The sequence below is a fragment of the Pseudomonas chlororaphis genome (assembly GCF_001921865.1).
In the GTDB taxonomy this organism is placed as follows: Bacteria; Pseudomonadota; Gammaproteobacteria; order Pseudomonadales; family Pseudomonadaceae; genus Aquipseudomonas; species Aquipseudomonas chlororaphis_D.
Map to the genome: position 1 here is coordinate 107,909 of NZ_MSCT01000005.1, position 20,490 is coordinate 128,398.

At 62.2% G+C, this 20,490-nt stretch carries 17 protein-coding genes and 1 pseudogene; 9 read left to right on the forward strand and 9 right to left on the reverse strand.

The window, feature by feature from the left end:
* Positions 1-30 precede the first annotated feature (30 nt).
* Positions 31-1,044, reverse strand: a pseudogene (locus BTN82_RS31790) (methyl-accepting chemotaxis protein); the annotation flags it as partial.
* A gap of 325 nt (positions 1,045-1,369) precedes the next feature.
* Between BTN82_RS31790 and BTN82_RS03420 the strand changes: the two are divergent.
* Complete coding sequence (locus BTN82_RS03420) at positions 1,370-2,080, forward strand: histidine phosphatase family protein (protein WP_186828350.1); 711 nt, start codon at positions 1,370-1,372, stop codon at positions 2,078-2,080.
* A 22-nt stretch (positions 2,081-2,102) separates the two neighbouring features.
* Positions 2,103-2,945, forward strand: a complete 843-nt coding sequence (locus BTN82_RS03425) for a phosphatase PAP2 family protein (protein WP_075117775.1) — start codon at positions 2,103-2,105, stop codon at positions 2,943-2,945.
* Here BTN82_RS03425 and BTN82_RS03430 read toward each other — a convergent pair.
* From BTN82_RS03430 to BTN82_RS03455, 6 genes are all read right to left on the reverse strand, one after another.
* Entirely contained in the window at positions 2,935-4,389 is a 1,455-nt protein-coding gene (locus BTN82_RS03430) for an ArnT family glycosyltransferase (protein ID WP_075117776.1), read from the reverse strand. The genes BTN82_RS03425 and BTN82_RS03430 overlap by 11 nt on opposite strands.
* A 226-nt stretch (positions 4,390-4,615) precedes the next feature.
* Complete coding sequence (locus BTN82_RS03435) at positions 4,616-5,383, reverse strand: ABC transporter ATP-binding protein (RefSeq protein WP_075117777.1); 768 nt, start codon at positions 5,381-5,383, stop codon at positions 4,616-4,618.
* Positions 5,384-5,404: 21 nt separating this feature from the next.
* Positions 5,405-6,118 (reverse strand): ABC transporter permease, encoded by a 714-nt coding sequence (locus BTN82_RS03440; RefSeq protein WP_075117778.1) that lies wholly within the window; start codon positions 6,116-6,118, stop codon positions 5,405-5,407.
* A complete protein-coding gene (locus tag BTN82_RS03445; protein ID WP_075117779.1) occupies positions 6,115-6,804 on the reverse strand; it encodes an ABC transporter permease in 690 nt (229 codons plus the stop codon). The genes BTN82_RS03440 and BTN82_RS03445 overlap by 4 nt, the downstream gene beginning before the upstream one ends.
* A gap of 92 nt (positions 6,805-6,896) precedes the next feature.
* Positions 6,897-7,685 carry an ABC transporter substrate-binding protein gene (locus BTN82_RS03450; RefSeq protein WP_075117780.1) on the reverse strand — a complete coding sequence of 263 codons (789 nt, stop codon included), beginning with the start codon at positions 7,683-7,685 and terminating at the stop codon, positions 6,897-6,899.
* A 60-nt stretch (positions 7,686-7,745) separates the two neighbouring features.
* The gene (locus tag BTN82_RS03455; protein ID WP_075117781.1) at positions 7,746-8,924 is read right to left on the reverse strand and encodes a M20 aminoacylase family protein; all 1,179 of its coding nucleotides are present in this window, start codon (positions 8,922-8,924) and stop codon (positions 7,746-7,748) included.
* 150 nt (positions 8,925-9,074) lie between these two features.
* On the opposite strand from BTN82_RS03455, the gene BTN82_RS03460 reads away from it, so the two are divergent.
* The 4 genes from BTN82_RS03460 (at position 9,075) to BTN82_RS03475 (ending at position 13,221) form a co-directional block, all read left to right on the forward strand.
* Positions 9,075-10,028, forward strand: a complete 954-nt coding sequence (locus tag BTN82_RS03460; protein WP_075117782.1) for a LysR substrate-binding domain-containing protein — start codon at positions 9,075-9,077, stop codon at positions 10,026-10,028.
* Between the two features lie 99 nt (positions 10,029-10,127).
* A complete protein-coding gene (locus BTN82_RS03465; protein WP_075117783.1) occupies positions 10,128-10,472 on the forward strand; it encodes a hypothetical protein in 345 nt (114 codons plus the stop codon).
* 346 nt (positions 10,473-10,818) lie between these two features.
* On the forward strand, positions 10,819-12,579 hold the full coding sequence (locus BTN82_RS03470) for a right-handed parallel beta-helix repeat-containing protein (protein ID WP_075117784.1): 1,761 nt from the start codon (positions 10,819-10,821) through the stop codon (positions 12,577-12,579).
* Positions 12,580-12,903: 324 nt separating this feature from the next.
* Complete coding sequence (locus tag BTN82_RS03475; RefSeq protein WP_075117785.1) at positions 12,904-13,221, forward strand: hypothetical protein; 318 nt, start codon at positions 12,904-12,906, stop codon at positions 13,219-13,221.
* Positions 13,222-13,301: 80 nt separating this feature from the next.
* On the opposite strand, the gene BTN82_RS03480 is transcribed toward BTN82_RS03475, so the two are convergent.
* Positions 13,302-13,907 (reverse strand): TetR/AcrR family transcriptional regulator, encoded by a 606-nt coding sequence (locus BTN82_RS03480; protein WP_075117786.1) that lies wholly within the window; start codon positions 13,905-13,907, stop codon positions 13,302-13,304.
* Between the two features lie 132 nt (positions 13,908-14,039).
* On the opposite strand from BTN82_RS03480, the gene BTN82_RS03485 reads away from it, so the two are divergent.
* The 3 genes from BTN82_RS03485 to BTN82_RS03495 all read left to right on the forward strand — a co-directional run bounded on the left by BTN82_RS03485 (position 14,040) and on the right by BTN82_RS03495 (position 17,864).
* Positions 14,040-15,116, forward strand: a complete 1,077-nt coding sequence (locus BTN82_RS03485; RefSeq protein ID WP_075117787.1) for a sugar phosphate isomerase/epimerase family protein — start codon at positions 14,040-14,042, stop codon at positions 15,114-15,116.
* A gap of 2 nt (positions 15,117-15,118) precedes the next feature.
* Entirely contained in the window at positions 15,119-16,000 is an 882-nt protein-coding gene (locus BTN82_RS03490) for an alpha/beta fold hydrolase (protein WP_075117788.1), read from the forward strand.
* A gap of 223 nt (positions 16,001-16,223) precedes the next feature.
* Positions 16,224-17,864, forward strand: a complete 1,641-nt coding sequence (locus tag BTN82_RS03495) for an ArnT family glycosyltransferase (protein WP_075117789.1) — start codon at positions 16,224-16,226, stop codon at positions 17,862-17,864.
* Between the two features lie 41 nt (positions 17,865-17,905).
* Here BTN82_RS03495 and BTN82_RS03500 read toward each other — a convergent pair whose 3' ends face one another.
* On the reverse strand, positions 17,906-19,006 hold the full coding sequence (locus tag BTN82_RS03500) for a polyamine ABC transporter substrate-binding protein (protein WP_075117790.1): 1,101 nt from the start codon (positions 19,004-19,006) through the stop codon (positions 17,906-17,908).
* Between the last annotated feature and the right edge of the window lie 1,484 nt (positions 19,007-20,490).

A 20,490-nucleotide genomic window follows, 5' to 3' on the forward strand; every position in this document is an offset into this window, starting at 1 on the left:
TTGTTGCAACACGCCGAGTTCGTCGCGACGGGTGACGCGCACGTCCTGGGTCAGGTCGCCGGAGGCGATGCGCTCGACCACGGTCATGGTTTCACGCAGCGGACGGGTGATCTGGCGGGTGATGATCACTGCGGCCAGGATGCCCACCAGCAGCGCCAGCAGGGTGCTGATCATTTGCAGGCTGCGGGCCTGGACGCTTTCTTCGTCGCGGCGGTCGAGCTGGAACTGGTACAGGTCTTCGCTCTGGCTGACGATCAGGGCGCCCTGGTCGGTCATTTCCTTGCGCGCCTGGGCGGCTTCGCTGACGGCCTTTTTGAAGGTCAGCAGGGAGCTGCGGTAATCGTTCAACGCGGCCTTGAGCTGGCGCAGGGAGTCGCCCTGGGTGCTGGCGAAGTGGCTGTCCAGGTCGCCCAGCGCGGCAATGGCCGCGTCCATTTGCTGGATGGCGTTGCGTTCGCTGTCGGCGTTGCTGTTGTAGATGTATTCGCGGGCTTCGAAGCGTGCCAGCAGGAACTCCTCGCGGGCCTTGGTGATGGCCTGGAACTGCTCGAAACGCTGGTCGCTGAGGGCCATCTGCTGGACCCGGGCGCTGATGGTGTTGATCAGGTTGCGCGCGGTTTCCGAGTTGCCGTTCATGGTCTGGCGGGCGGCGTTGGCGCTGCGGTAGGCGCCGCGCATCTGGTTCAGGGAGTCCTGATAGGCGGCGATGGTCGCGCCCTGTTCCTTGAGCAGCTTGACGTTGGCCGGGTTCTTGAAGCTGTTCTGCAGCTTCTGCTGCTGGGCCGAGAAAGCATCCAGGGTGGTCTGCACATTCTGCGCGGCGGTTTCGTCGCCGTTGGTCAGCATGTATTGCAGGCGGGTCACGCGCAGCTTGGTCAGCCCGGCGTTGAGTTGGGTGATGTCGCTCATCCAGTTGCTGCGGTCAATCAGACCGCCAAGGCTGGTCCAGCCCGTGATGGCGAGGATGGTGGTAAGGGCCAGGACCAGGCCGAAGCCCAGGCCTAACTTGAGATTGACGCTGATGTTGCCGAACCAGCTATTCATGCAATTCCTCCAGGAACGTTGTGCTTCTTGATCATGTATCGCTGGAAGATTGTTGTTATTGGTTGGCCAGCAAGGATTTGTTCGCAGGTGTGTATCGGCGGCCCGGGCAATAGCTGAAACGATTTCGTCGGATTAGTTTTTTGCACCATTTTGGGGCTTTTTCCAGGCCCCATTTGTCCCTTGCCGCCGCTTGGCTGATTGAGCTTTTTTTCACATCCGTTTCACTGGGCGGCCACGCCCTCCTGCCTAGAGTTCGCCCATCGATCGAGGCGTGCGCTCGATTGTCATGAGCGGCGGTTAGCTTCGCCTGCGCTGCTCGATTTCAATGTCTGGTGCTCATAGGGGCGGCTCGAACGTGGCGTCAGGACTCAGTCTTCCGGTGGCAAAACCCGCGCTTGGCGCGCGTCGTCTTGCCCGTTATCGCAATACCCTGGTGATCGCTCTGGTGGCCCTGCTGGTGCTGCCGTTGACGTTGTTCCTGCTCAAGCCCGCGGCGGTGCCGGACCTGGCCCACGGCAACGTGCCCGGGGCCACGGCCTTGAGCGCTGGCTGGGCCAAGGGCCAGATGATTGTGCTGATCCGCCATGTGGAACGTTGCGACCATTCCAGGGCCGCCTGCCTGAATGCGCCCGACGGCATTACCGACCGCGCCCGCGACGTCGCGGTGGGGGTCGGCGCGCGGTTCGAGCACCTGGGGCTGGCCAAGGCCGACATCTATCACAGCCCGCTGACTCGCGCGGTGCAGACCGCGGGTTATATGTTCAGCCAGGCCGGCAGCGGCGAAGACTGGCTGATCAACTGCAGGCAGCACCTGTTGCGCGATGCCCTGGCGCACAAGGTGGCGGGGCGCAACCTGGTGCTGGTCACCCACAGCGAATGCATGAACGCGTTGGAGAAGGAGCTGAAGCTGCCGTCTTCGACCCTGGGTTACGGCGCCTCCTTGTTCGTTTCCACCGATACCCTCGACGGGCGTCCGAAAATGCTCGGTTTCATCGAAGCCAGCGACTGGCGTTCCGTTGCCCTCAACCGTCCTTGATCCCTTGCCCGAGACTGTGAATATGCAGGCGCTTTCCCGCTCCCGCGCCGATGCGTGGCGCTTTTACACCTGGAACCTTGGCCTGCCGCTGCTGTGCGCGGCCCTGGTGTTCCTGATGTTCGACATGACCCGCATCGACATCGCCTTCAGCGACCTGTTCTACGACCCGGTGAGCCAGACTTTCCCGTTGGACCAGTCCCATCTGTTCGAGAAGATCACCCACAAATGGGCGCGGATCATTCCCGACTGGACCGGCGAGGCGGCAGTGATCGGCCTGCTGTTGTCATTCCTCTGGCCGCTGTTCAAGGGGGAACGGCGGGGCCGCGGCCAGGCGTTGCTGGAGAAACTCCGCGTGGCACCGCTGCTGCGCTTTACCGCGCGCCATCGCCGGGACTTTTTGTTCGTGGTGGTGGCCTTCGCCCTGTGCACCGGGGCGATTCACTTCCTCAAGAGCCACACCAGCGTGTATTGCCCGGTGGAAACCACCCAGTACGCCGGCAAGATTGAGCACAAGGAGTGGTACCAGAACTTCGAGCTGCTGAAGACCGCCGGCGATGGCCGCTGCTGGCCGGGCGGCCATGCCTCGGGCGGTTTTACCCTGCTGGCGCTGTACTTCGTGGCCCGGCGCTATCGCTGGCGCCATGCCAAAGCGCTGCTGCACGGGCCGCTGCTGCTGGGCTTCGTCTATGGCACCACCCGGGTGCTGCAGGGCTGGCACTACATGTCCCACACCTTCTGGGCGGGCATCGTGGTGTGGCTGGTCTGCCTGCTGACGGCGCTGCTGTTTTATGGACGGGAACGGTTGGAGCAGCCGCTGCTGAAACACAGCGGCCCTGAGCGTGCCGGCACGCTAGTCAGTAACTGACGAAGTAGTAGGCCTGGCGGCTGACGACGACTTTCTTCAACACCTTGAGCGGCGCGGAAGGGGGTTCTTGCGCTGCCAGCAGCGCTACGTGGTTGGGCGCGGCACTGAGGTATTCCTGCAACTGGGCTTCGGTCTGCACGTCCTTGAGCAGGCTCTGGGTATAGAACACGCTGGCGCCGGCCGTGCGTTCGTTGGCCTGGTACAGCGCCACTGGCTGGCCCTGGGCCTGGAATGCCTGGATCTCGCTGATCAGCGGCACGAACGACAGCTTGCGATCGGCGCGCGGCGCGGCCCATTGCGCCGCCGCCAGGTAACTGCCTATCACCAGCGCCAGCACGCCAATGGCCAGGCCGCGTCGCTGGCGCCCCACGGCGCTCCAGAAACCCGCGCCCGCCGCGCGCAGCCGCAAGCGTTGGTAGAGCACCGCGCCGTACTCGGCGGCGAGCACTGCCGCGGCCGGGGTCAGCGACATCAGGTACACGGTGCGCTTGCTCGACGCCAGGCACAGCAAGGTGAACTGCGCCAGCAGCCACAGGCTGAAAAACAGCAGGTAGCGGTTCTTCGCCAGGCTTTTACGGAAGTGCCACAGCCCCAGGTAGACCAGGATGTTCCACGGCAGGAAGGCTTGGGGCAGCTTGGCCAGGTAGTAATAGAAGGGTTCGTAGTGCCCGGCTTCCTCGAACGAGCCGTCGAAGCGCCCGACGCTGTTGGTCCACAGCACTTCGCCCAGCGCTTGCAGGCCGCCGCGCTGGTAGAGGAAACCCAGCCAGACCAGCAGCGGCACCAGGCCGAGCAGGGTCAAAAGGGCGGGCTTGAGCCAATGGCCGAAGGTGAAACGCTTGTCGATCAGGCTGTCGGCCAGCAGGTAGGCGAAGATCACCACGCCCGGCATCGCCAGGCCCAGCACGCCCTTGCTCAGGGTGGCGATGGCGATGCCGACGGCGAACAGCAACCAGCTCAGGGGCGCCGGCTGCTGTTCGGCCTGGCGCCGCTGCGCCTGGAAAAACGCCAGCAGGGCCAGGGTCACGCCGAGGCTGAGCAGGGCGTCTTCGCCGACCCCGCGCACGTTGCTCCAGTAACTCGCCATGGTCGCCAGCATGATGCCCGCGGCCCAGGCCACCGGCGCCGGGCGGCCAAAGCGGCGCAGCATGGCGTACACCAACAGCACGCTGAACAGGCCGGCGAAGGCCGACGCCAGGCGCACCGCCCACGGCGTGCCGCCGAAGACGCGGATGGCGCTGGCGTCGAGCCACAAACTCAGCGGCGGTTTTTCCAGGAACGGCTGGCCGAACAGGCGGGGCGTCACCCAGTCGTCGTCCAGGTGCATCTGCATGGCGATCCCGGCGACCCGGGCCTCGGTGGAACCCTGCAACTGGTGGTTGCCCAGGGCGAAGAAAAACAGCAGAGCGGCGAGCAGAAGCAGCAGCGGGGCGGGTCGCGACATGGAAGGAGTGCCGAAGAAGTTGCGCCGGGGAGAATCAGGCCGATCGAGTATACGGAGGCGATTCTTAACAAATCGTGAACGGGAGAGCGGCGAATGGGGGCAACCCGGTTGGGTTGGGCGTGCGAGCCCGCGCTCCCGGGCGCCAGTCCGATCCCTGGAGCTGGCGCCCGAACGCGGCCCTGCCGCCGGGCGCAAGGGGCAACACCCGACGGCGACGCTCAGGACTCTATTTGAGGTTGCCGGAAAGAAACTGTTTCAGGCGCTTGCTGCTGGGCTGTTCGAGGACCTGGGCGGGCGGCCCTTCTTCTTCCACCCGGCCCTGGTGCAGGAACATGACGTGGTTGGAGACTTCGCGGGCGAAGGCCATTTCGTGGGTGACCACCACCATGGTCCGGCCTTCTTCGGCCAGTTGCTGCATGACCCGCAACACTTCCGACACGAGCTCAGGGTCCAGCGCCGAGGTCGGCTCGTCGAACAGCATCACCTGCGGTTCCATGGCCAGCGCCCGGGCGATGGCCACGCGCTGCTGCTGGCCGCCGGACAGGTAGGAGGGGTACTGGCGCTCGACCTTGGCCGGCAGGCCGACCTTGTCCAGGTACTTGCGCGCCCGCGCGACGGCTTCGTCGCGCGGGATGCCGAGCACGTTCATCGGGCATTCGATGAGGTTGTCCAGCACGCTCATGTGGCTCCACAGGTTGAAGTGCTGGAACACCATCGCCAGTTTGCTGCGCATCGCCTGCAACTGTTTCGGGTCGGCCGCGCACAGCTCGCCCTGGCGGTTCTTGCGGGTGCGCAGTTCCTCGGCGTTGACCGTGATGCGGCCGCTGCTCGGTTGTTCCAGGTAGTTGATGCAGCGCAAAAAGGTGCTTTTGCCGGAGCCGGAGGAACCGATGATGCTGATCACATCGCCGGCCCTGGCCTTGAGCGAGATGCCCTTGAGCACCTCGTGGCTGCCGTAGTTCTTGTGCAAGTCTTCGACGATCAATTTGTACATGCGAGCCTCTCCCGCAAGGGATCAGTGAGTCTGTGGCTTGAGGTAGGCCAGCCAGCGCAGTTCGGCGCGGCGAAACAGCCAGATCAGGAAAAACGCGCTGCAGGCGTAGAGCACGCCGGCAATGCCGAAGGCGCTGAAGGACGCATAGGTGGCCGAGTTCACGTCGCGGGCGATCTTCAGCAGGTCCGGCACCGTGGCGGTGAAGGCCACCGAGGTGGAGTGCAGCATCAGGATCACTTCGTTGCTGAACGACGGCAGTGCCCGGCGCAACGCCGACGGCAGGAGGATGCGCCGGTAGAAGGTCCAGCGGCTCATGCCATAGGCCTGCGCCGCCTCGACCTCGCCGTGGGCGATGGAACGGATCGAGCCGGCGAAGATTTCGGTCATGTAGGCGCAGGTGTTGAGCCCGAACGCCAGCACCGTGCAGTTGAACCCGTCGCGGAAGAAGGCGTCGAGAAAATCCTGGGCGCGGACCACGCTCAGGCTGTAGACCCCGGCGTAGAAGAACAGCAACTGGATGTACAGCGGCGTGCCGCGAAACACATAGGTGTAGAGCCACACCGGAGCGCTCAGCAGCGGGTTGCGGCTGACCCGGGCCAGGGCCAGCGGCACCGCCAGGGTGAAGCCGATCAGCACCGACAGCACCAGCAGCCACAGGGTCATGGCCAGCCCGGACAATTGCGCGGCGTCGCTCCACAGGTACGCCTGCCAATACTCCTGGAGAATCTCGGTCATAGCGCGGCCCTCTTCACGCCGACCGAATAGCGCTGGCTCAGCCAGATCAGCAGCAGTTGGGAAACGCTGGTGATGGCGAGATAGATCAGGCCGCCGACCAGGGTGAAGTAGAAGAACTGCATCGAGCCTTTGCCGGCGTCCTGGGTGGCCTTGACCACGTCGCTCAGGCCGATGATCGACACCAGCGCGGTGGACTTGATCAGCACCAGCCAGTTGTTGCCGATGCCCGGCAGGGCATGGCGCAGCATCTGCGGGAACAGCACCTTGCGAAAGGTCTGGGCGCGGCTCATGCCATAGGCCCGGGCCGCCTCCAGCTGGCCCTTGGGCACCGCCTGGAACGCGCCGCGAAAGGTCTCGGTGAAGTACGCGCCATAGATGAAGGCCAGGGTCAGCACCCCGGCCAGGAACGGGTCGATGTCGATCTGCGCCAGGCCCAGCCGGTCGGTGAGCTGGTTGAGCAGCATCTGCAGGCTGAAGAACAACAGCAGCATGATCACCAGGTCCGGCATGCTGCGGATCAGCGTGGTGTAGCCGCTGGCGAGCGCCAGCAGGAGCCGGTTGCCGGAGGACTTGGCGCTGGCGCCGAGCAGGCCCAGCAGCACCGCCAGCAGCAGCGACGACAAGGCCAGTTTGAGGGTGGTCAGGGTGCCCTGCAGAATCTGCGGGCCAAAACCTTCCAGAAGCATTTCGCGCCCCTTGTTGTTATTAGAGTGAGCTGAAAAGGCCGCGACGCCGCTGCGCTGGCGGCGGGCGTCGCGCTTGGGGTCCGGCGCCGCGGTCAGGGGGCGCCGTAGATATCGAAGTCGAAGTATTTCTGGTTGATCCTGGCGTAGGTGCCGTTGGCCAGGATGGTCGCCAGCGCCTTGTTCAGGTCGTCGCGCAGTTCCACGTCGTCCTTGCGCAGGCCAATGCCGTCGCCCACGCCGAAAAACGCCGGATCGCCGAGGGTCGCGCCGGCGAACTCGAAATCCTTGCCGATGGGTTTGGACAGGAAGCCGTAGCTGGCCTGGATCGACGACTGCAACGAGGCGTCGAGGCGGCCGACGAGCAGGTCGGCGTAGACCTGGTCCTGGCTCTGGTAGGAGAGGATCTGCACCCCCTGGGCGCCCCACTTGGCCTTGGCGTAGGCCTCCTGGGCCGAGCCCTGTTCGACGCCGACGCGCTTGCCCTTGAGCGATTCGAGCGTTGGCTCAAGGCCCGCGCCGCGCTTGGCGATCAACCGCGCGGGAGCGTTGGAGACCTTGTCGGTGAAGGCGATACGGGTCATGCGCTTGGGGGTGACCGTCATCGACGAGGCGATGGCGTCGAACTTGCGCGCGAGCAGGGCGGGGATCATCCCGTCCCAGCTGCTTTCGACCCACACGCAGCGGGCCTTGAGTTCGGCGCAGAGGGCCTCGGCGATGTCGATGCCGAACCCGCTCAGCTTGCCGTCGGGGTCTTTGTATTCCAGGGGCGGGTAGGTCGGGTCGACGCCCAGCTTCAACACCTTGCCCGACCAGTCGGCCGCGCCGGCATGCGCCGAGAGCGCCAACAGAACCCATGAAACCGCAGCGATCGTTTTTCTCATTATTGTGTCCTCGGTTAATCGCCTATCTACAACGGTGGTAGCACTGCTACCGCGCCTTTGCTACCGGCCCTCGCCGAGAAAACGCTCGGCCAGCTTGACCCAGTAGGTCGCGCCGATGGGCAGGCAGTGGTCATTGAAGTCGTACCCCGGGTTGTGCAGCAGGCAGCTGCCTTCGCCCTGGCCGTTGCCGATCACCAGGTAGCTGCCGGGGCAGCGTTCCAGCATGAAGGCGAAGTCTTCGCTGGCGGTGAACGGCTTGAGGTCGTGGATCAGTTGGTCGTCGCCCAGCCATTCGCGTGCCACGTCCCGGGCCAGGGCGGTTTCGGCGGCGTGGTTGATCAGCACCGGGTGGCAGTGCTGATAGTCGATCTGCGCCTGGGCGCCAAAACTCGCGGCCTGGCCGTGCACCAGCTCGGTGATGCGCCGTTCGAGCAATTGCCGCACCTCGGGCGTCAGGGCACGCACGCTGATGCTCATGTCGGCCGAGGCCGGGATCACATTCGAAACGGTCCCGGCGTGGATCGCGCCGACGCTGATGATGGCTGTGTCCTGCGGGTCGATATTGCGCGCGACGATGCTTTGCAGGGCGACCACGATCGAGGCGCACACCAGCACCGGATCGACCGCCTTGTGCGGCACCGCGCCATGCCCGCCGTGGCCGAGGATCTTCACCGTCACCGTATCGGCCGAGGCCATGAACGGGCCGCTGTAGAAGCCCAGGTGGCCAGTGGGGTGGCCCGGCACGTTGTGCATCGCGAACACCGCGTCGCAGGGAAAACGCTCGAACAGGCCGTCGTCGAGCATGGCCCGGGCGCCGCCCAGACCCTCTTCGGCGGGCTGGAAAATCAGTTGCAGGGTGCCTTTGAAGTGGCGCGTGCGCGCCAGGTGTTGCGCCGCCGCCAGCAGGGTCGCGGTGTGCCCGTCGTGGCCGCAGGCATGCATCACCCCGTCGATCCGGCTGGCGTGGGGCACGCCGCTGGTTTCCTGGATCGGCAGGGCGTCCATGTCGGCCCGCAGGCCGAGCGCGCGGCCCACGCCGTTTTTCAGGGTGGCGACCACGCCGGTGCGGCCGACGCCGGTACTGACCTCATAACCCCATTCGCGCAATTGCCCGGCCACCAGCTCGCTGGTGACGAACTCGGCGAAACCCAGTTCGGGATGCGCGTGGATCTGGCGGCGCAGGGCGATCATGGCGCTCTGTTGCTCGGCAATCTCGGGTAGCACGTAGCGGGGGTTCATGGTGGGGCTCCTCGGTCAGGTCCTTGCCTGCTCGGACCCGTCGGGCGAATCGTTGAGGCGCTGTTGGGCCGATCTTAGGCATCGCTCGCGCTGCCGGGGAGGCTCAGTTTGGTTATGATGACAACCCGAAGTTGTCACCTGGGCACGCAGATGAAATTGCATCAACTCCAAGCCTTGATCGCCAGCGCAGAGACCGGAAGCATCCGTGGCGCCGCGCGTTCGTTGAACCTGTCCCAGGCGGCGGTGACCAAGGCGCTGCGCGAGCTGGAAACCGCGCAGCAGTTGCCGCTGTTCGTCCGCACTCCCAGCGGCCTGAACTTCACCGAGTACGGCAAGGTGCTGCTGACCCACGCGCGGCTGGTGCTCAAGCAACTGGAGCACGCCCAGGCCGAGCTGGACCAATTGCGCGGCAAGAACAGCGGCCGGCTGTGCGTCGGGGTCACGCCGTGGATCGCCCTGACCCTGTTGCCGGAAGTGGTGCTGGAGTTTCGCCAGCGCATGCCCCAGGTGCGGCTGGAGCTGTTCGAGAGCCTGATGGCTGTGGCCCAGCCGCTGCTGCGCGACGGCAGCATGGACTTCGCCATCGGCCAGTTGCACCCGTCCCAGGCGCCGCAGGATTTTTCCTGCGAAACCCTGCTGGACTATCAGACCTCGGTGCTGGTGCGCCAGGGCCACCCCCGGCAGGATGCGCGCTCGATCCATGAACTGCTCGACCAGGACTGGACCCTGAACTACGCCCCGGACGGCCACGACGCGCTGATGCAGGATCTGTTCTGGCGCCACGGTGCGCAGATCGACGAGCGGCGCATCGTCCAGGCGCATTCGCTGGCGATCCTGCAAATGCTGGTCGAGCGCGCGGACATGTGCACCTGGGGCCCGACCATCATGAGCACCGCGCCGCCGTTTCTCGGGCGCCTGGTGTCGTTGCCGTTGCAGGAACAGTTCGAGCCCCGGCACCTGAGCATCGTCACCCGCTGCAACGTCGCCCTCAGCAACCCGGCGCTGTGTTTCACCGATTGTCTGCTGCAAGTGATCCGCCGGCACGCGCGTTCGTCGCGCAAAGAGGACCGGGCGCTGTTCGAGACGGTACGCCTGCGGGTCTGAGGCGCCAGGCGCTTTGCCGCAATCGTCACTACGCTGGAATGTGCGCCTGCGCGGCCCCGAGGCGCACCTCTTCCCAGCAGCCGAATAGGTGCCTTGAACATGCGCAAACTATGGCGAAAGTATCTGGAGCTGCTGGACGGCGACCTGAATACGCGGGTCTTCGACAACTTCAAGAACCTGCTGGTCTGTGCCTTGCTGTTCGCCGCCGGGAGCAACGCACTGCACAGCGAGCAACATGTGTTCATGGGCCTGTTCGGCTCCAGCCTGACCGGCTGGGGGCTGATCGGGGTGTCGGCACTGCTGATGCTGCTTAATATCAGCGACGGCCTGCGCCGGCTGGCCAAGCTGCCTTATCACCGGCTGCTGCAGGTCGCGTTGTTCCTGGTGTACCTGGTCCTGGCCGTGCGGGTGGTGGAGATCGTCTGGAATTTCCGGGCCGAGTAACGCCAGTCAGTCCGGGGCTGTGTTGACCCGTACGGTGAGCACATGCTCCTGTCTGCGTCCGACGATCTTTAGATTGGCCCAGGCATAACCTTCGCGTTCGAACTCGGGCCTCAATTGGGGGGGTACTCAATCGAGCATTGGCTTCAAGATGCGGCTTTTAATATTTAATTAATTGATAAATAAAGAATTTATTTTTATTTAGGCATCGCGTCGTGGTGCCGTCTTTTTGTATCGATTGAGGGGTTGCTTATTTTTGGTGGGTACGATTACTGTATATAAAAACAGTGTTTGTGCTTGGTTTTGCTTTTCGCAAACCAGCAGAACCTCATCAGAAGGAGCAAAGGAAATGCTGGAAAACATTAACGAAATGGGTGGTGCGAGTCGGGTTGTCGACAGTATTCCAGCCCTGAAGGCACTTCCCGCAACCGGGAGTGAAGTGGTGTTTGTGCTGGGGTATTACACCGCGGGGGATGGCGGCGGAGGTACCTATCGTCAGGACCTGAACGACACCACTACGCCGGACAACAAAGGGAGCGTGATCATTGGCGATGACCTCACGCTTCGCTGGAAGCTCTGCCAGACCACGCCCTATACCCTGAAGCAGTTTGGCTGCAAGGGTGACGCCGTCACGGACGATACCGCCGGGTATCTGGCTTGCTTCAGCACAGGGCTGCCGGTGCATATCCCGGCCGGGCGATACAAGGTGGCGCCTATCGGACCGATTACCTCGTATCCAGGAGGACATGAGCCGAACCGCACGTCTGGCCTGACACTGAGTACTGGTCAGAACATCACGGGAGAAGGTGAAAGCTCGGAACTGATTTGGGGCAGTACGACCAAACAGGCGTTTTCGAGGGTGGTCAACGCCAGGGATATTGTAATCTCGGGCGTCAAATTCACGGGCGGTTACTCCGCGGTCATCGTCGACCCGGTCGCTGACGGATCGGTTGATAGTATCGGTCTGCAAAACTGCATTCTGGACGGACAGTTGATCGGGCTTCTCGGTGGTCGACAATATGCCCTGGACCCTGAAGGGTCCAAGTACTGCTCCAATATCTGGATGGAAAACTGCGATCTTCGGAACATCACCGTTCACGGGATGGTCGCTACTAATTGTTATCGCCCCAGGGCTACGAGCAACAACTTTGAGTCTTGCGCTGGTGGCTTCTGTATAGACTTCTCCCAGGGTTCTCGTGGGGGAGTCATCAACAACAATACCGGTAACAGTGTCCTGCATTTTTGCAAGGTTGAATCCTCGAATATCAACCTGAATGGGGAACCGTTGGTTACGGACTCCAATGTTGTTGCGAGCAGTGACTGTCTGATTTATGGGAATAACGTAACAGGCATACAGCAGCTGGGAATCTTCTTCAACAGCCATACTGAAAGGCTCATAGCGACCTCCAATAATCTGCAAGGCTCCTTTACCGTTGCGATAAGCATCGGTTCAGTAACTGGTTTTGCCCACGACGGCCAGATCATCATTTCAAAAAACATCGTGAAGATGCTTTCCACAAACGCCATCGGCATCAGGTCCCAACTCAATACGCCAAAGCAGCCACCCTTGATCGAAGGGAACAGTCTCACGGGCGGATCCATTGGGGTCGACTGGCAAACTTCACGCGGCAGATTTATTGGCAATAACATTGCCTCTATCAATATCGGGGTTCAGATAGGCGCAGCCGTTACAAATATCGATCTGCTCAATAACGATATAACCGCCACTTCTGCTGTAGCGGGTGTCGGTACCGCTTCGTGGAAGGGACTGAGGGCCAGGGGTAATACGCTGAATGTCACAGAGTGGTCATTCTATTTGGGAACGATCGCAGGTCTTGGTTTCTCCGAGTTCTTCGATAATAGCGTGAGCAACCCAACGACCAGAGCCAATGGCTCATTGTTGGTTAACAATCCAAGTTCCACGCGCTTCTCGATGAACTCCTTCAATATTCCGTCTGCATCGGGGTCTTCGATCGCAACGATTGGTAGTGCGATGAAGTGCTCTTTGCTGGGAAATATTGCGACAGTGGGTTTTAAAGTGGCAGGTCCCGATGCCACCACCACCGCACAGACGTTGAATAACATCACGGATGCGAGCTACGTGGCTTGATACCCGGGTACTTTCAAGGAGGGGGATCTCGGCACACAAATGCCCTACAAAAAAGCCGTGTCGGGCGCCCCGGAAATGCCCTATACAGATAGCGACCCGCAATCGCCCATGGAGGCTTTAGCGGGCACCGGTACCACCCACCACGCAGGAGATGGACATGTTCAGGTTCCTCACGGTCACTGAATTGGAACACACCCCTCGGCATCGTCATGGCGGCTCCGTCAGCGGAGCCATTGCGGCCTGGGAGCTGAAAAATCTGGCTCTCAATACCAAGGGGTTTGTCATATGTCCAAAGAATTACTCGGAGTTTCTGCTGTAGGGCTGATGGTGCTGGGCGAGTTCTGCGCGATCTACAGCGAAGTGGTTGCGGCCCGTCTGGCGCACACCGGCAATACGTCGTGGCCGGAGCTGGCGTTTCCGGTGCTGGTGATGTGTTTCGCCGGCATTTGCCTGATCGGCGCCTATTGGCTGGGGTACCTGGCGGTGGGCGACATCTGGATGATCACGGTGGTGTCGGTGACTTCGCTGTTGCTGCTCGAGCCGCTGGTGATCTGGTCGGTGTTCCATGAGTTGCCGGGGCGCGGCACCCTGATTGGCTGTTGCCTGGGGGCGCTGGGCATGCTCTCGGCGGTTTTGTTGTAAGTCGTGCAACGACTCGAATGCGGCCTGGCGGCGACCCCACCGGGCCGTTTTTTTGTCCATTGTTGGCCGCTCGGTGAGGGTTAAGTGGCCGTTTCGGTTTGCGCATCGAAGGCCGCCATGGCCATGGGAATCATCGCCAGCAGCCGTGACCGGCCGATGCCGTCCCGGGCCTGCACCGACAACCCATGCAGCACCGTGGCGTAGCAGTCGCCCAGGGACATCACGTCGGTGCGCTTGGGCAACTCGCCGGAGCGTACGGCCTGTTCCAGGCGCTCGATGATGGAGCGGGTCCTGTCGCGGCGGTGTTCGGCCAGCCATTCCCTGATGCTGTCGTTGTCCGCCGAACAGTTGGTGGCGGCGGATACCACCATGCAGCCCAGCGGCCGATCGGCCTGGGTATAGAGTTCGACGGCTTCCCTGAGCATCCGCTCGATGGCATCGCGGGCACTGATGTCGTCATCCAGGGCGGCATCGGCAAAGGCGCCGTCGCCCGACTCATAGAGTTCGATGGCTTCGCGAAACAGCGCTTCCTTGGAGCCAAAGGCCGCGTAGATGCGCGCTGAGGCGATGCCTAGCGCGTCCACCAGGTCGGACATGGACGTGGCTTCGAAACCGCGCTGCCAAAACACATCGCGTGCCTTGTGCAGGGCTTGCTGTCGGTCGAACTCTCGGGGTCTGCCTGCCATGGTCCATCTCTCGATTCAAAGGGTGCTGCGCCAATTATTGGTTGATCGACAAAAAAATCAAGGCTGCTGCATTGACGAGGCATTGAAAGTCGCTCTATTGTTTGTCGATCGACAAATAATAGGAGGTGAACGATGAAAACCCTCAAGGGCCCCAGCCTGCATCTGGCTCAGTTCAGTGATGCGGCGCCGCCATTCAATACGCTGCCCGCCATCGCCGAATGGGCGGCGGACCTGGGCTTCAAGGCGTTGCAGGTACCGGCCTGGGATGAGCGCCTGTTCAATGTGGGGTTGGCGGCCAGCAGCCAGGACTATTGCGACGAGGTGCGCGGCACCCTGGCCGAGCACGGGCTGGTGATCAGCGAACTGACCACTCACCTGTTCGGCCAGTTGGTGGCTGTCCATCCTGCCTACGACACCCTGTGCGATGGCTTCGCTCCGTTGGCGCTGCGGGGCGACAGCGGCGCCAAGACCCAATGGGCGCTTGAACAGTTGAAACTGTCCGCCAAGGCCTCGCGCCGGCTGGGCCTCAGCGACATGGGGACCTTTTCCGGCTCCTTCGCCTGGCCGTATTTCTTTCCCTTTCCGCAACGCCCGGAAGGCTTGATCGATTCGGCGTTCAAGGAGCTGGCCAGGCGCTGGTTGCCGATTCTTGATGCCTGCGACGAGGAGGGCGTGAACCTGTGCTACGAAATTCACCCTGGCGAAGACCTGCATGACGGCGTGACCTTCGAGATGTTCCTGGAGCGGGTCGGCCATCACCCACGCTGCAAGATGCTTTTCGACCCCAGCCATTTCGTCCTGCAGCAGCTCGACTACCTGGCCTACCTGGACATCTATCACGAGTTCATTGGCATGTTTCATGTGAAGGATGCCGAGTTCAATCCCTCCGGCCGCCAGGGCATTTACGGCGGTTATCAGCCCTGGGCCGACAGGGCCGGGCGGTTCCGTTCGCTGGGCGATGGGCAAGTGGATTTCAAGGGGATTTTTTCCAAGCTGGCGCTCCATGACTACACCGGTTGGGCGACCCTGGAATGGGAGTGCTGCCTCAAGGACCAGGAGCAGGGCGCGCGCGAGGGCGTGGCCTTTATCAACGAGCACATTATCCAGGTGACGGACAAAGTCTTCGACGACTTCGCCGGCGCTCCGCTGGACCAGGCCCAGCTCAACCGACTGCTGGGCATTGCCCAGCCCTCTCATCAAGGACGCTGACCATGGATCTTTTCGAGCAGCAGGCTTTTGCCGGGCGTGACTATCGCCATGGCTATGTGCAGGTGGACGGTGGGCGTATTCACTATGTCAGCGAGGGTCAGGGCCGGCCGGTGCTGTTGATCCCCGGGTGGCCGCAAACCTGGTTTACCTGGCGCCACGTCATGCAGGCGCTGGCCGGGCAGGGGTACCGGGCGATCGCGGTCGACCTCCCTGGCATGGGCCTGTCCGATCGACCCGAGCAGGGCTACGACACCGGGACCGCGGCGTCGTGCCTGCATGCCTTGATGCTGGAATTGGGTTACAGCCACTACTCGGTAGTGGGGCATGACGTCGGCATGTGGGTGGCCTATGCCCTGGCCAGCGATTACCCGCAGGCGGTGGAGAAGCTGGTGCTGACCGAGGCGGTGATTCCCGGCCTGGCCGACGCGCCGTCGATTTTCGCGCCCGCGGGGCAGAACATCTTTCTCTGGCATTTCATGTTCAATCAGTTGCAGGACCTGCCGGAGATGCTGATTAGCGGGCGGGAGGCGCAATACCTGAGCTACATGTTCGAGAAGTGGTCGGTCCATCAGGAGCGGGTCGCGGTCCAGGCCTATGTCAAAGCCTACTCGGTGCCCGGCGGGCTCCGGGGCGGGTTTGCCTATTACCGGGCCATTCCCGAGAGCATCCGACAGAACCGCGAGCGCGCCCGCCGCCCGTTGGCAATGCCGGTCCTGGCCATCGGCGCCGAACAGGCCACCGACGATGCGCCGCTGCTGACGATGAAGGGCAATGCGCTGAACCTCCAAGGGGTCAGGGTGCCCGGGTGCGGGCACTTCATTACCGAAGAGGCGCCCGAGGCATTTGTCGCCCATGTGCTGCCGTTTCTTGGGGCGGGAGGCTAATCGGGAGTGGGTTGCGACGGTCGCCTTCCTCCAGAGGGCGACAGGTTGGGCGATCAGAGAGTGTGGGGCGTCGGCCGGTCTTGGTCAGTGGCGCCGATGGAGGGGCGGGTATTTCGGGTGGCATTTTTTTGCAGCCTGTTCAGGGCTGGTTCAGGACCTGGCGCTGCAACATGGCAGCCGGCATGCCCAACCTCCGGGCAGCGAACCCTCTGACGGATCAACCATGGATCACCACCACCGCATTCGCGTCGAGATGTCAGGCATCTTCCTGCTGGCCCTGTTCCTGTTCACGTTCGGCATCTGGGATCAGCCGGCACAAGGCTTTGACGGGCGCTGGTGGCTGTTTCTCCAGGAGATGTTCCGTCACGGCGCTAGCCTGTTTCCCACGACCTATGGCGAGCCTTACCCGGATTACCCGAGCACCGCCACCTGGTTCAGCTACGGCTTTGCCCAACTGTTCGGCGCGCCCAACCAGTTGGCCAATATCCTGCCTACCGCGCTGGCCTCGGCCGGCGTGCTGGCACTGCTGTATCGCCTGCTGGCGCCGTTCGATCGCCACTGGGCGTTGCTGGCGGTACTGCTGACGGCCCTGACCACGCAGTTGCTGGAGAAGTCGCGCTCGGTGTGCCTGGACCAGATGGTCTCGCTGCTGTGCCTGGGCTGTTTCTACCTGCTGCACAGTGGCGAGCGGATGGGCTCGAAATGGCGCCAGTACGCGATTTTTCCTTTGTTCGTCGTCGCCTTCGCCATTCGCGGCCCCCTGGGCCTGATCGAGGTGTGCGGCGTGGCCTGTGTCTTCTGGGCGCTCGGGCCGCTCCGGGAACCGGGCAATGGCTGGCGTCTGCTCAGCAAGGTGCTGGTGCATGGCGCGATCGGCCTGTTCCTGCTCGGTGCCTGCTGGTGGTCGCTGATGCAATTGGCGCAGTTCAGCGGCGGTGAAGCCTTCGCCAGCCAGGTCTATCACATGCAGGTGGGCGGGCGTCTCGACGAAAGCGGCGAGCCGTTCTACTTCTACTTTCAGCTCAGCCTGTACCGTTATTTCCCGGTGGTGCCGCTGGCGCTGGCGACGCTGTTCGTGCTGCGCCGGTTATGGCCCGCGCGACACACCGACGAGCGCGTGCAGCTGTTGGTGCGTCTGGCGGCCTGCGGCTTGATGATCTTGCTCGGCTTGTCGCTGCCGCACTTCAAACGCGCCTATTACATCCTGCCCATGGTGCCGATGTTCGCCGCGGTCGCGGCTTACGGGCTGCTCAATCCGCGGCGCTGGCTGTTCGGCGTACAGCGCTTCTATCTCGGCCTGGTGGCGCTGTTGCCGGCGCTGTGTGCCGTGGCCTTGCTGGTCTGCCGGCACAGCTGGCAGAAGCACGGATACTGGCCGGCGATTTCGTTGCCGCTGACGATCGCGGTCTTTTTCGGCTTGCAGGTGCTGGCGCTGCATGGCTGGCAAAGCCTGCGCGGCTCGCCGGCGCGGCGCCTGGTGCTGCTCAGCCTGTTGGCGTTGGCGGCGCAGTGGTGGTTGCTGGTGAAGGTGATCGAGCCAGCCAAGGACCTGCAATTCGACACACGGGGTTTTGTCACTCAGGTGGAACAGATGCGTACGGAAAACCGCGGCACCCTGGTGTTTTTCAACCTGGGCAAGGACACCTGGGCGGTGCGCTACATGATGAACCTTGGGCGCGACGAGCAGCCGCTGTTTATCGGCCGGGACGATCGGGCGCGCTTGGCGTCGTTGCCGCGGCCGGCCTGGGTGATCGTGGCGCGCAAGGACCGGGCGTTGCTGGCGGGAACGCCGCTGGAGCAGGCGACCCCGGTGTTCGAGGGGCGCTTGAACGACAACCCCTGCCTGGTGTTCGAGCTGAAGTGAGCCCCACGCCGCCCCGGGCTGGGGCGGCCTGAGGGCGCGGATCATTTGTCCGATTTGATGCTGGTCCAGACCCGGGTCCGCACGCGTTCCAGCTTCTGCGGCAGTGGCTGCACTACATAGAGTGTCTTCAGGGCTTCGCGGGTTGGCGTCAGGTTCGGGTTGCCGGTGATCTCCTTGTTGATCAGCGGGATCGAATCCTTGTTGGCGTTGGGGTAACCGAGGAAGTCGCTGATGGGCGCGATGACTTTCGGGTCCAGCAGGGTGTTGAGGAACTCATGGGCCTCGGCGACATTCTGCGCGCTCTTGGGAATGGCGAAGGTATCGAACCAGATCGGCGCGCCTTCCTTGGGCAGCCGCCAGTCCACCACCACACCGTTGCCGGCCTCTTTGGCGCGATTGCCGAACTGGTAGAAGCTGCCGGAGTAACCGATGGCCACGCAGATGTCGCCGTTGGCGATATCGGTCATGTATTTGGCCGAGTTGAAGTAGGTGACGTAGGGGCGGACTTTCAACATCAGCGCCTTGGCCTTTTCGTAGTCCTGCGGGTTCTGGCTGTTGGGGTCCAGGCCCAGGTAGTGCAGGGCCAGCGGCAGGATTTCCGACGGCGAATCGAGCATGGCCACGCCGCAGGATTTCAGCTTCTCCATGTTCTCCGGCTTGAACACCAGGTCCCAGCTGTCCACCGGCGCGTTCTCGCCCAGCGCCGCCTTGACCTTGGCAGGGTTGAAGCCGATCAGCACCGTGCCGTACATGTAAGGCACGCCGTACTGGTTGCCGGGGTCGTTGCTGTCCAGCAGCTTGAGCAGCTCGGGGTCCTGGTGTTGCCAGTTGGGCAGCTTGGACTTGTCGAGCTTCTGGAACACCCCGGCCTTGATCTGGGTATCGAGGAACTGGTTCGACGGCACCACCAGGTCGTACCCGGAGTTGCCCGTGAGCAGCTTGGCCTCCAGGGATTCGTTGGTGTCGAAGGTGTCCCAGGTCACCTTGATCCCGCTGTTCTTGGCGAAATCCTTGGGCACCGACGGCAGGATGTAGTCGGCCCAGTTGTACACCCGCAGTTCGCGCTGCTCGGCCTGCGCCGCGCCGGCCAGCAGCGACAGTCCACAAACGGCGGTACTCAATATGCGTTTCATCGTGACCATGAATTGTTTCCCCAAGCGTGGCGATGGTTTTTATGTTCGGTGCACGGCAGGTGGTCCCTTGAAGGGCAAGGGACAAAGAGCTTCAAAGAAGGGGCTGCTGCAAGCGTAGGTCACTGAGTCAGAGGCCCGGGTTCGATTCTTGCCGAGGGTGCTTGTGATTCACAGCACGGGGTTGGCCAAAAGGGGATCGGGATGGCCATTGATCAGTGTCCGGACGAGCGGAATGCAATGAGGTTAAAGATAAGCGGCGCAACGACGATTATCTTGGAGAGAACAATACGGATCTTGTTTTACAGGTGAAAAACAACATGCCTGTACATGTCGTTTAGACCACTTGAAGAAACTTGGATCCAACTAACGCTACGGGTTTTTCCGGTTTTTTCCATAAGGAAATACCTGTGTGGGATTTTTGTTCGATTCTGCTTCCAGTATGAGGATTCGGCGTAGAGTGACGGCGTTGGGAGCACCATGCATCAGGATGAAGGGGAGGTTTTCAGGGAAGGTTAAAGGTATTGATAGGAGCGTAGCGGTTACCTCGCCAAGTATTAAGCGCTGTCAAAAACCGTACTTTTAGCTTTTGCCGTTCTTGCATAAAAAATCTGCAGTGTCAGGAATAATAAAATGAAAAAAGCCAGCAGTTCGAGAGCGATCCAGTACACGTTAGTTGTGATAGTCGCAACGTTTGCAGGCCTGCTATATACCTTCATGGCCCTCAAGCAATCGGCGAGTGATGCTCGCGAGGTCAGCGAAAAGCGTTATCGGTCCTACCTGTTGGCCGATGAGATGCGTCAGAGCTCCGATGACCTGACCCGTCTGGGGCGTACTTATGTGGTAACGGCGAACCCGGAATACGAGCGCGAGTATCTGAAGATCCTGGACATTCGCAACGGTAAGGCACCCCGTCCGAAAGACTACCACCGCATCTACTGGGACTTTGTCGCCGCGGGCAATACCCAGCCTCGTCCCGATGGAGAAACGGTGGCGTTGCAAACGTTGATGAAGCAAGAAGGGTTCACCGAGGAGGAATTCGCCAAGCTCCAGGAGGCGCAGAACAATTCCGACAGCCTGGTGCAACTCGAAGTCAAGGCAATGAACGCGGTCAAGGGCAAGTTCGCCGATGCCCAGGGCAACTACACAGTGGCCGGCGAACCCGATCTCGCCCTGGCCCGCACGTTGGTGCACAGCCCGCAATACCATGCCTTCAAGGCGCAGATCATGAAACCGGTGGACGACTTCTTCGGGTTGATGGAGAGCCGGACCCTGGCCGAAGTGACCCGAGCAAACCATGAGTTGGATGTCGCGCAGAACCTGTTCGTGGTGGTCCTGCTGATGCTGATCGGCGAGATCGGCCTGCTGATCTACCTGGGGCGCAGGCAGATCCTGGAGCAATTGGGCGGTGCTCCCGCCGAGCTCGATCGGGTGTTGAACGAGATCGCGGCTGGCAATCTGGGGGTGTCGATTCCCGATGCGCCGCAAAAAAGCGC

Bases quoted from the DNA above. Each gene is read 5' to 3' on its own strand.
- BTN82_RS03495 (WP_075117789.1), top strand. From the start codon at position 16,224: ATGGATCACCACCACCGCATTCGCGTCGAGATGTCAGGCATCTTCCTG.
- BTN82_RS03500 (WP_075117790.1), bottom strand. From the start codon at position 19,006: ATGGTCACGATGAAACGCATATTGAGTACCGCCGTTTGTGGACTGTCG.
- BTN82_RS03455 (WP_075117781.1), bottom strand. From the start codon at position 8,924: ATGAACCCCCGCTACGTGCTACCCGAGATTGCCGAGCAACAGAGCGCC.
- BTN82_RS03470 (WP_075117784.1), top strand. From the start codon at position 10,819: ATGCTGGAAAACATTAACGAAATGGGTGGTGCGAGTCGGGTTGTCGAC.
- BTN82_RS03425 (WP_075117775.1), top strand. From the start codon at position 2,103: ATGCAGGCGCTTTCCCGCTCCCGCGCCGATGCGTGGCGCTTTTACACC.
- BTN82_RS03475 (WP_075117785.1), top strand. From the start codon at position 12,904: ATGGTGCTGGGCGAGTTCTGCGCGATCTACAGCGAAGTGGTTGCGGCC.
- BTN82_RS03490 (WP_075117788.1), top strand. From the start codon at position 15,119: ATGGATCTTTTCGAGCAGCAGGCTTTTGCCGGGCGTGACTATCGCCAT.
- BTN82_RS03485 (WP_075117787.1), top strand. From the start codon at position 14,040: ATGAAAACCCTCAAGGGCCCCAGCCTGCATCTGGCTCAGTTCAGTGAT.
- BTN82_RS03450 (WP_075117780.1), bottom strand. From the start codon at position 7,685: ATGAGAAAAACGATCGCTGCGGTTTCATGGGTTCTGTTGGCGCTCTCG.
- BTN82_RS03435 (WP_075117777.1), bottom strand. From the start codon at position 5,383: ATGTACAAATTGATCGTCGAAGACTTGCACAAGAACTACGGCAGCCAC.
- BTN82_RS03430 (WP_075117776.1), bottom strand. From the start codon at position 4,389: ATGTCGCGACCCGCCCCGCTGCTGCTTCTGCTCGCCGCTCTGCTGTTT.
- BTN82_RS03420 (WP_186828350.1), top strand. From the start codon at position 1,370: ATGTCTGGTGCTCATAGGGGCGGCTCGAACGTGGCGTCAGGACTCAGT.
- BTN82_RS03480 (WP_075117786.1), bottom strand. From the start codon at position 13,907: ATGGCAGGCAGACCCCGAGAGTTCGACCGACAGCAAGCCCTGCACAAG.
- BTN82_RS03465 (WP_075117783.1), top strand. From the start codon at position 10,128: ATGCGCAAACTATGGCGAAAGTATCTGGAGCTGCTGGACGGCGACCTG.
- BTN82_RS03460 (WP_075117782.1), top strand. From the start codon at position 9,075: ATGAAATTGCATCAACTCCAAGCCTTGATCGCCAGCGCAGAGACCGGA.
- BTN82_RS03445 (WP_075117779.1), bottom strand. From the start codon at position 6,804: ATGCTTCTGGAAGGTTTTGGCCCGCAGATTCTGCAGGGCACCCTGACC.
- BTN82_RS03440 (WP_075117778.1), bottom strand. From the start codon at position 6,118: ATGACCGAGATTCTCCAGGAGTATTGGCAGGCGTACCTGTGGAGCGAC.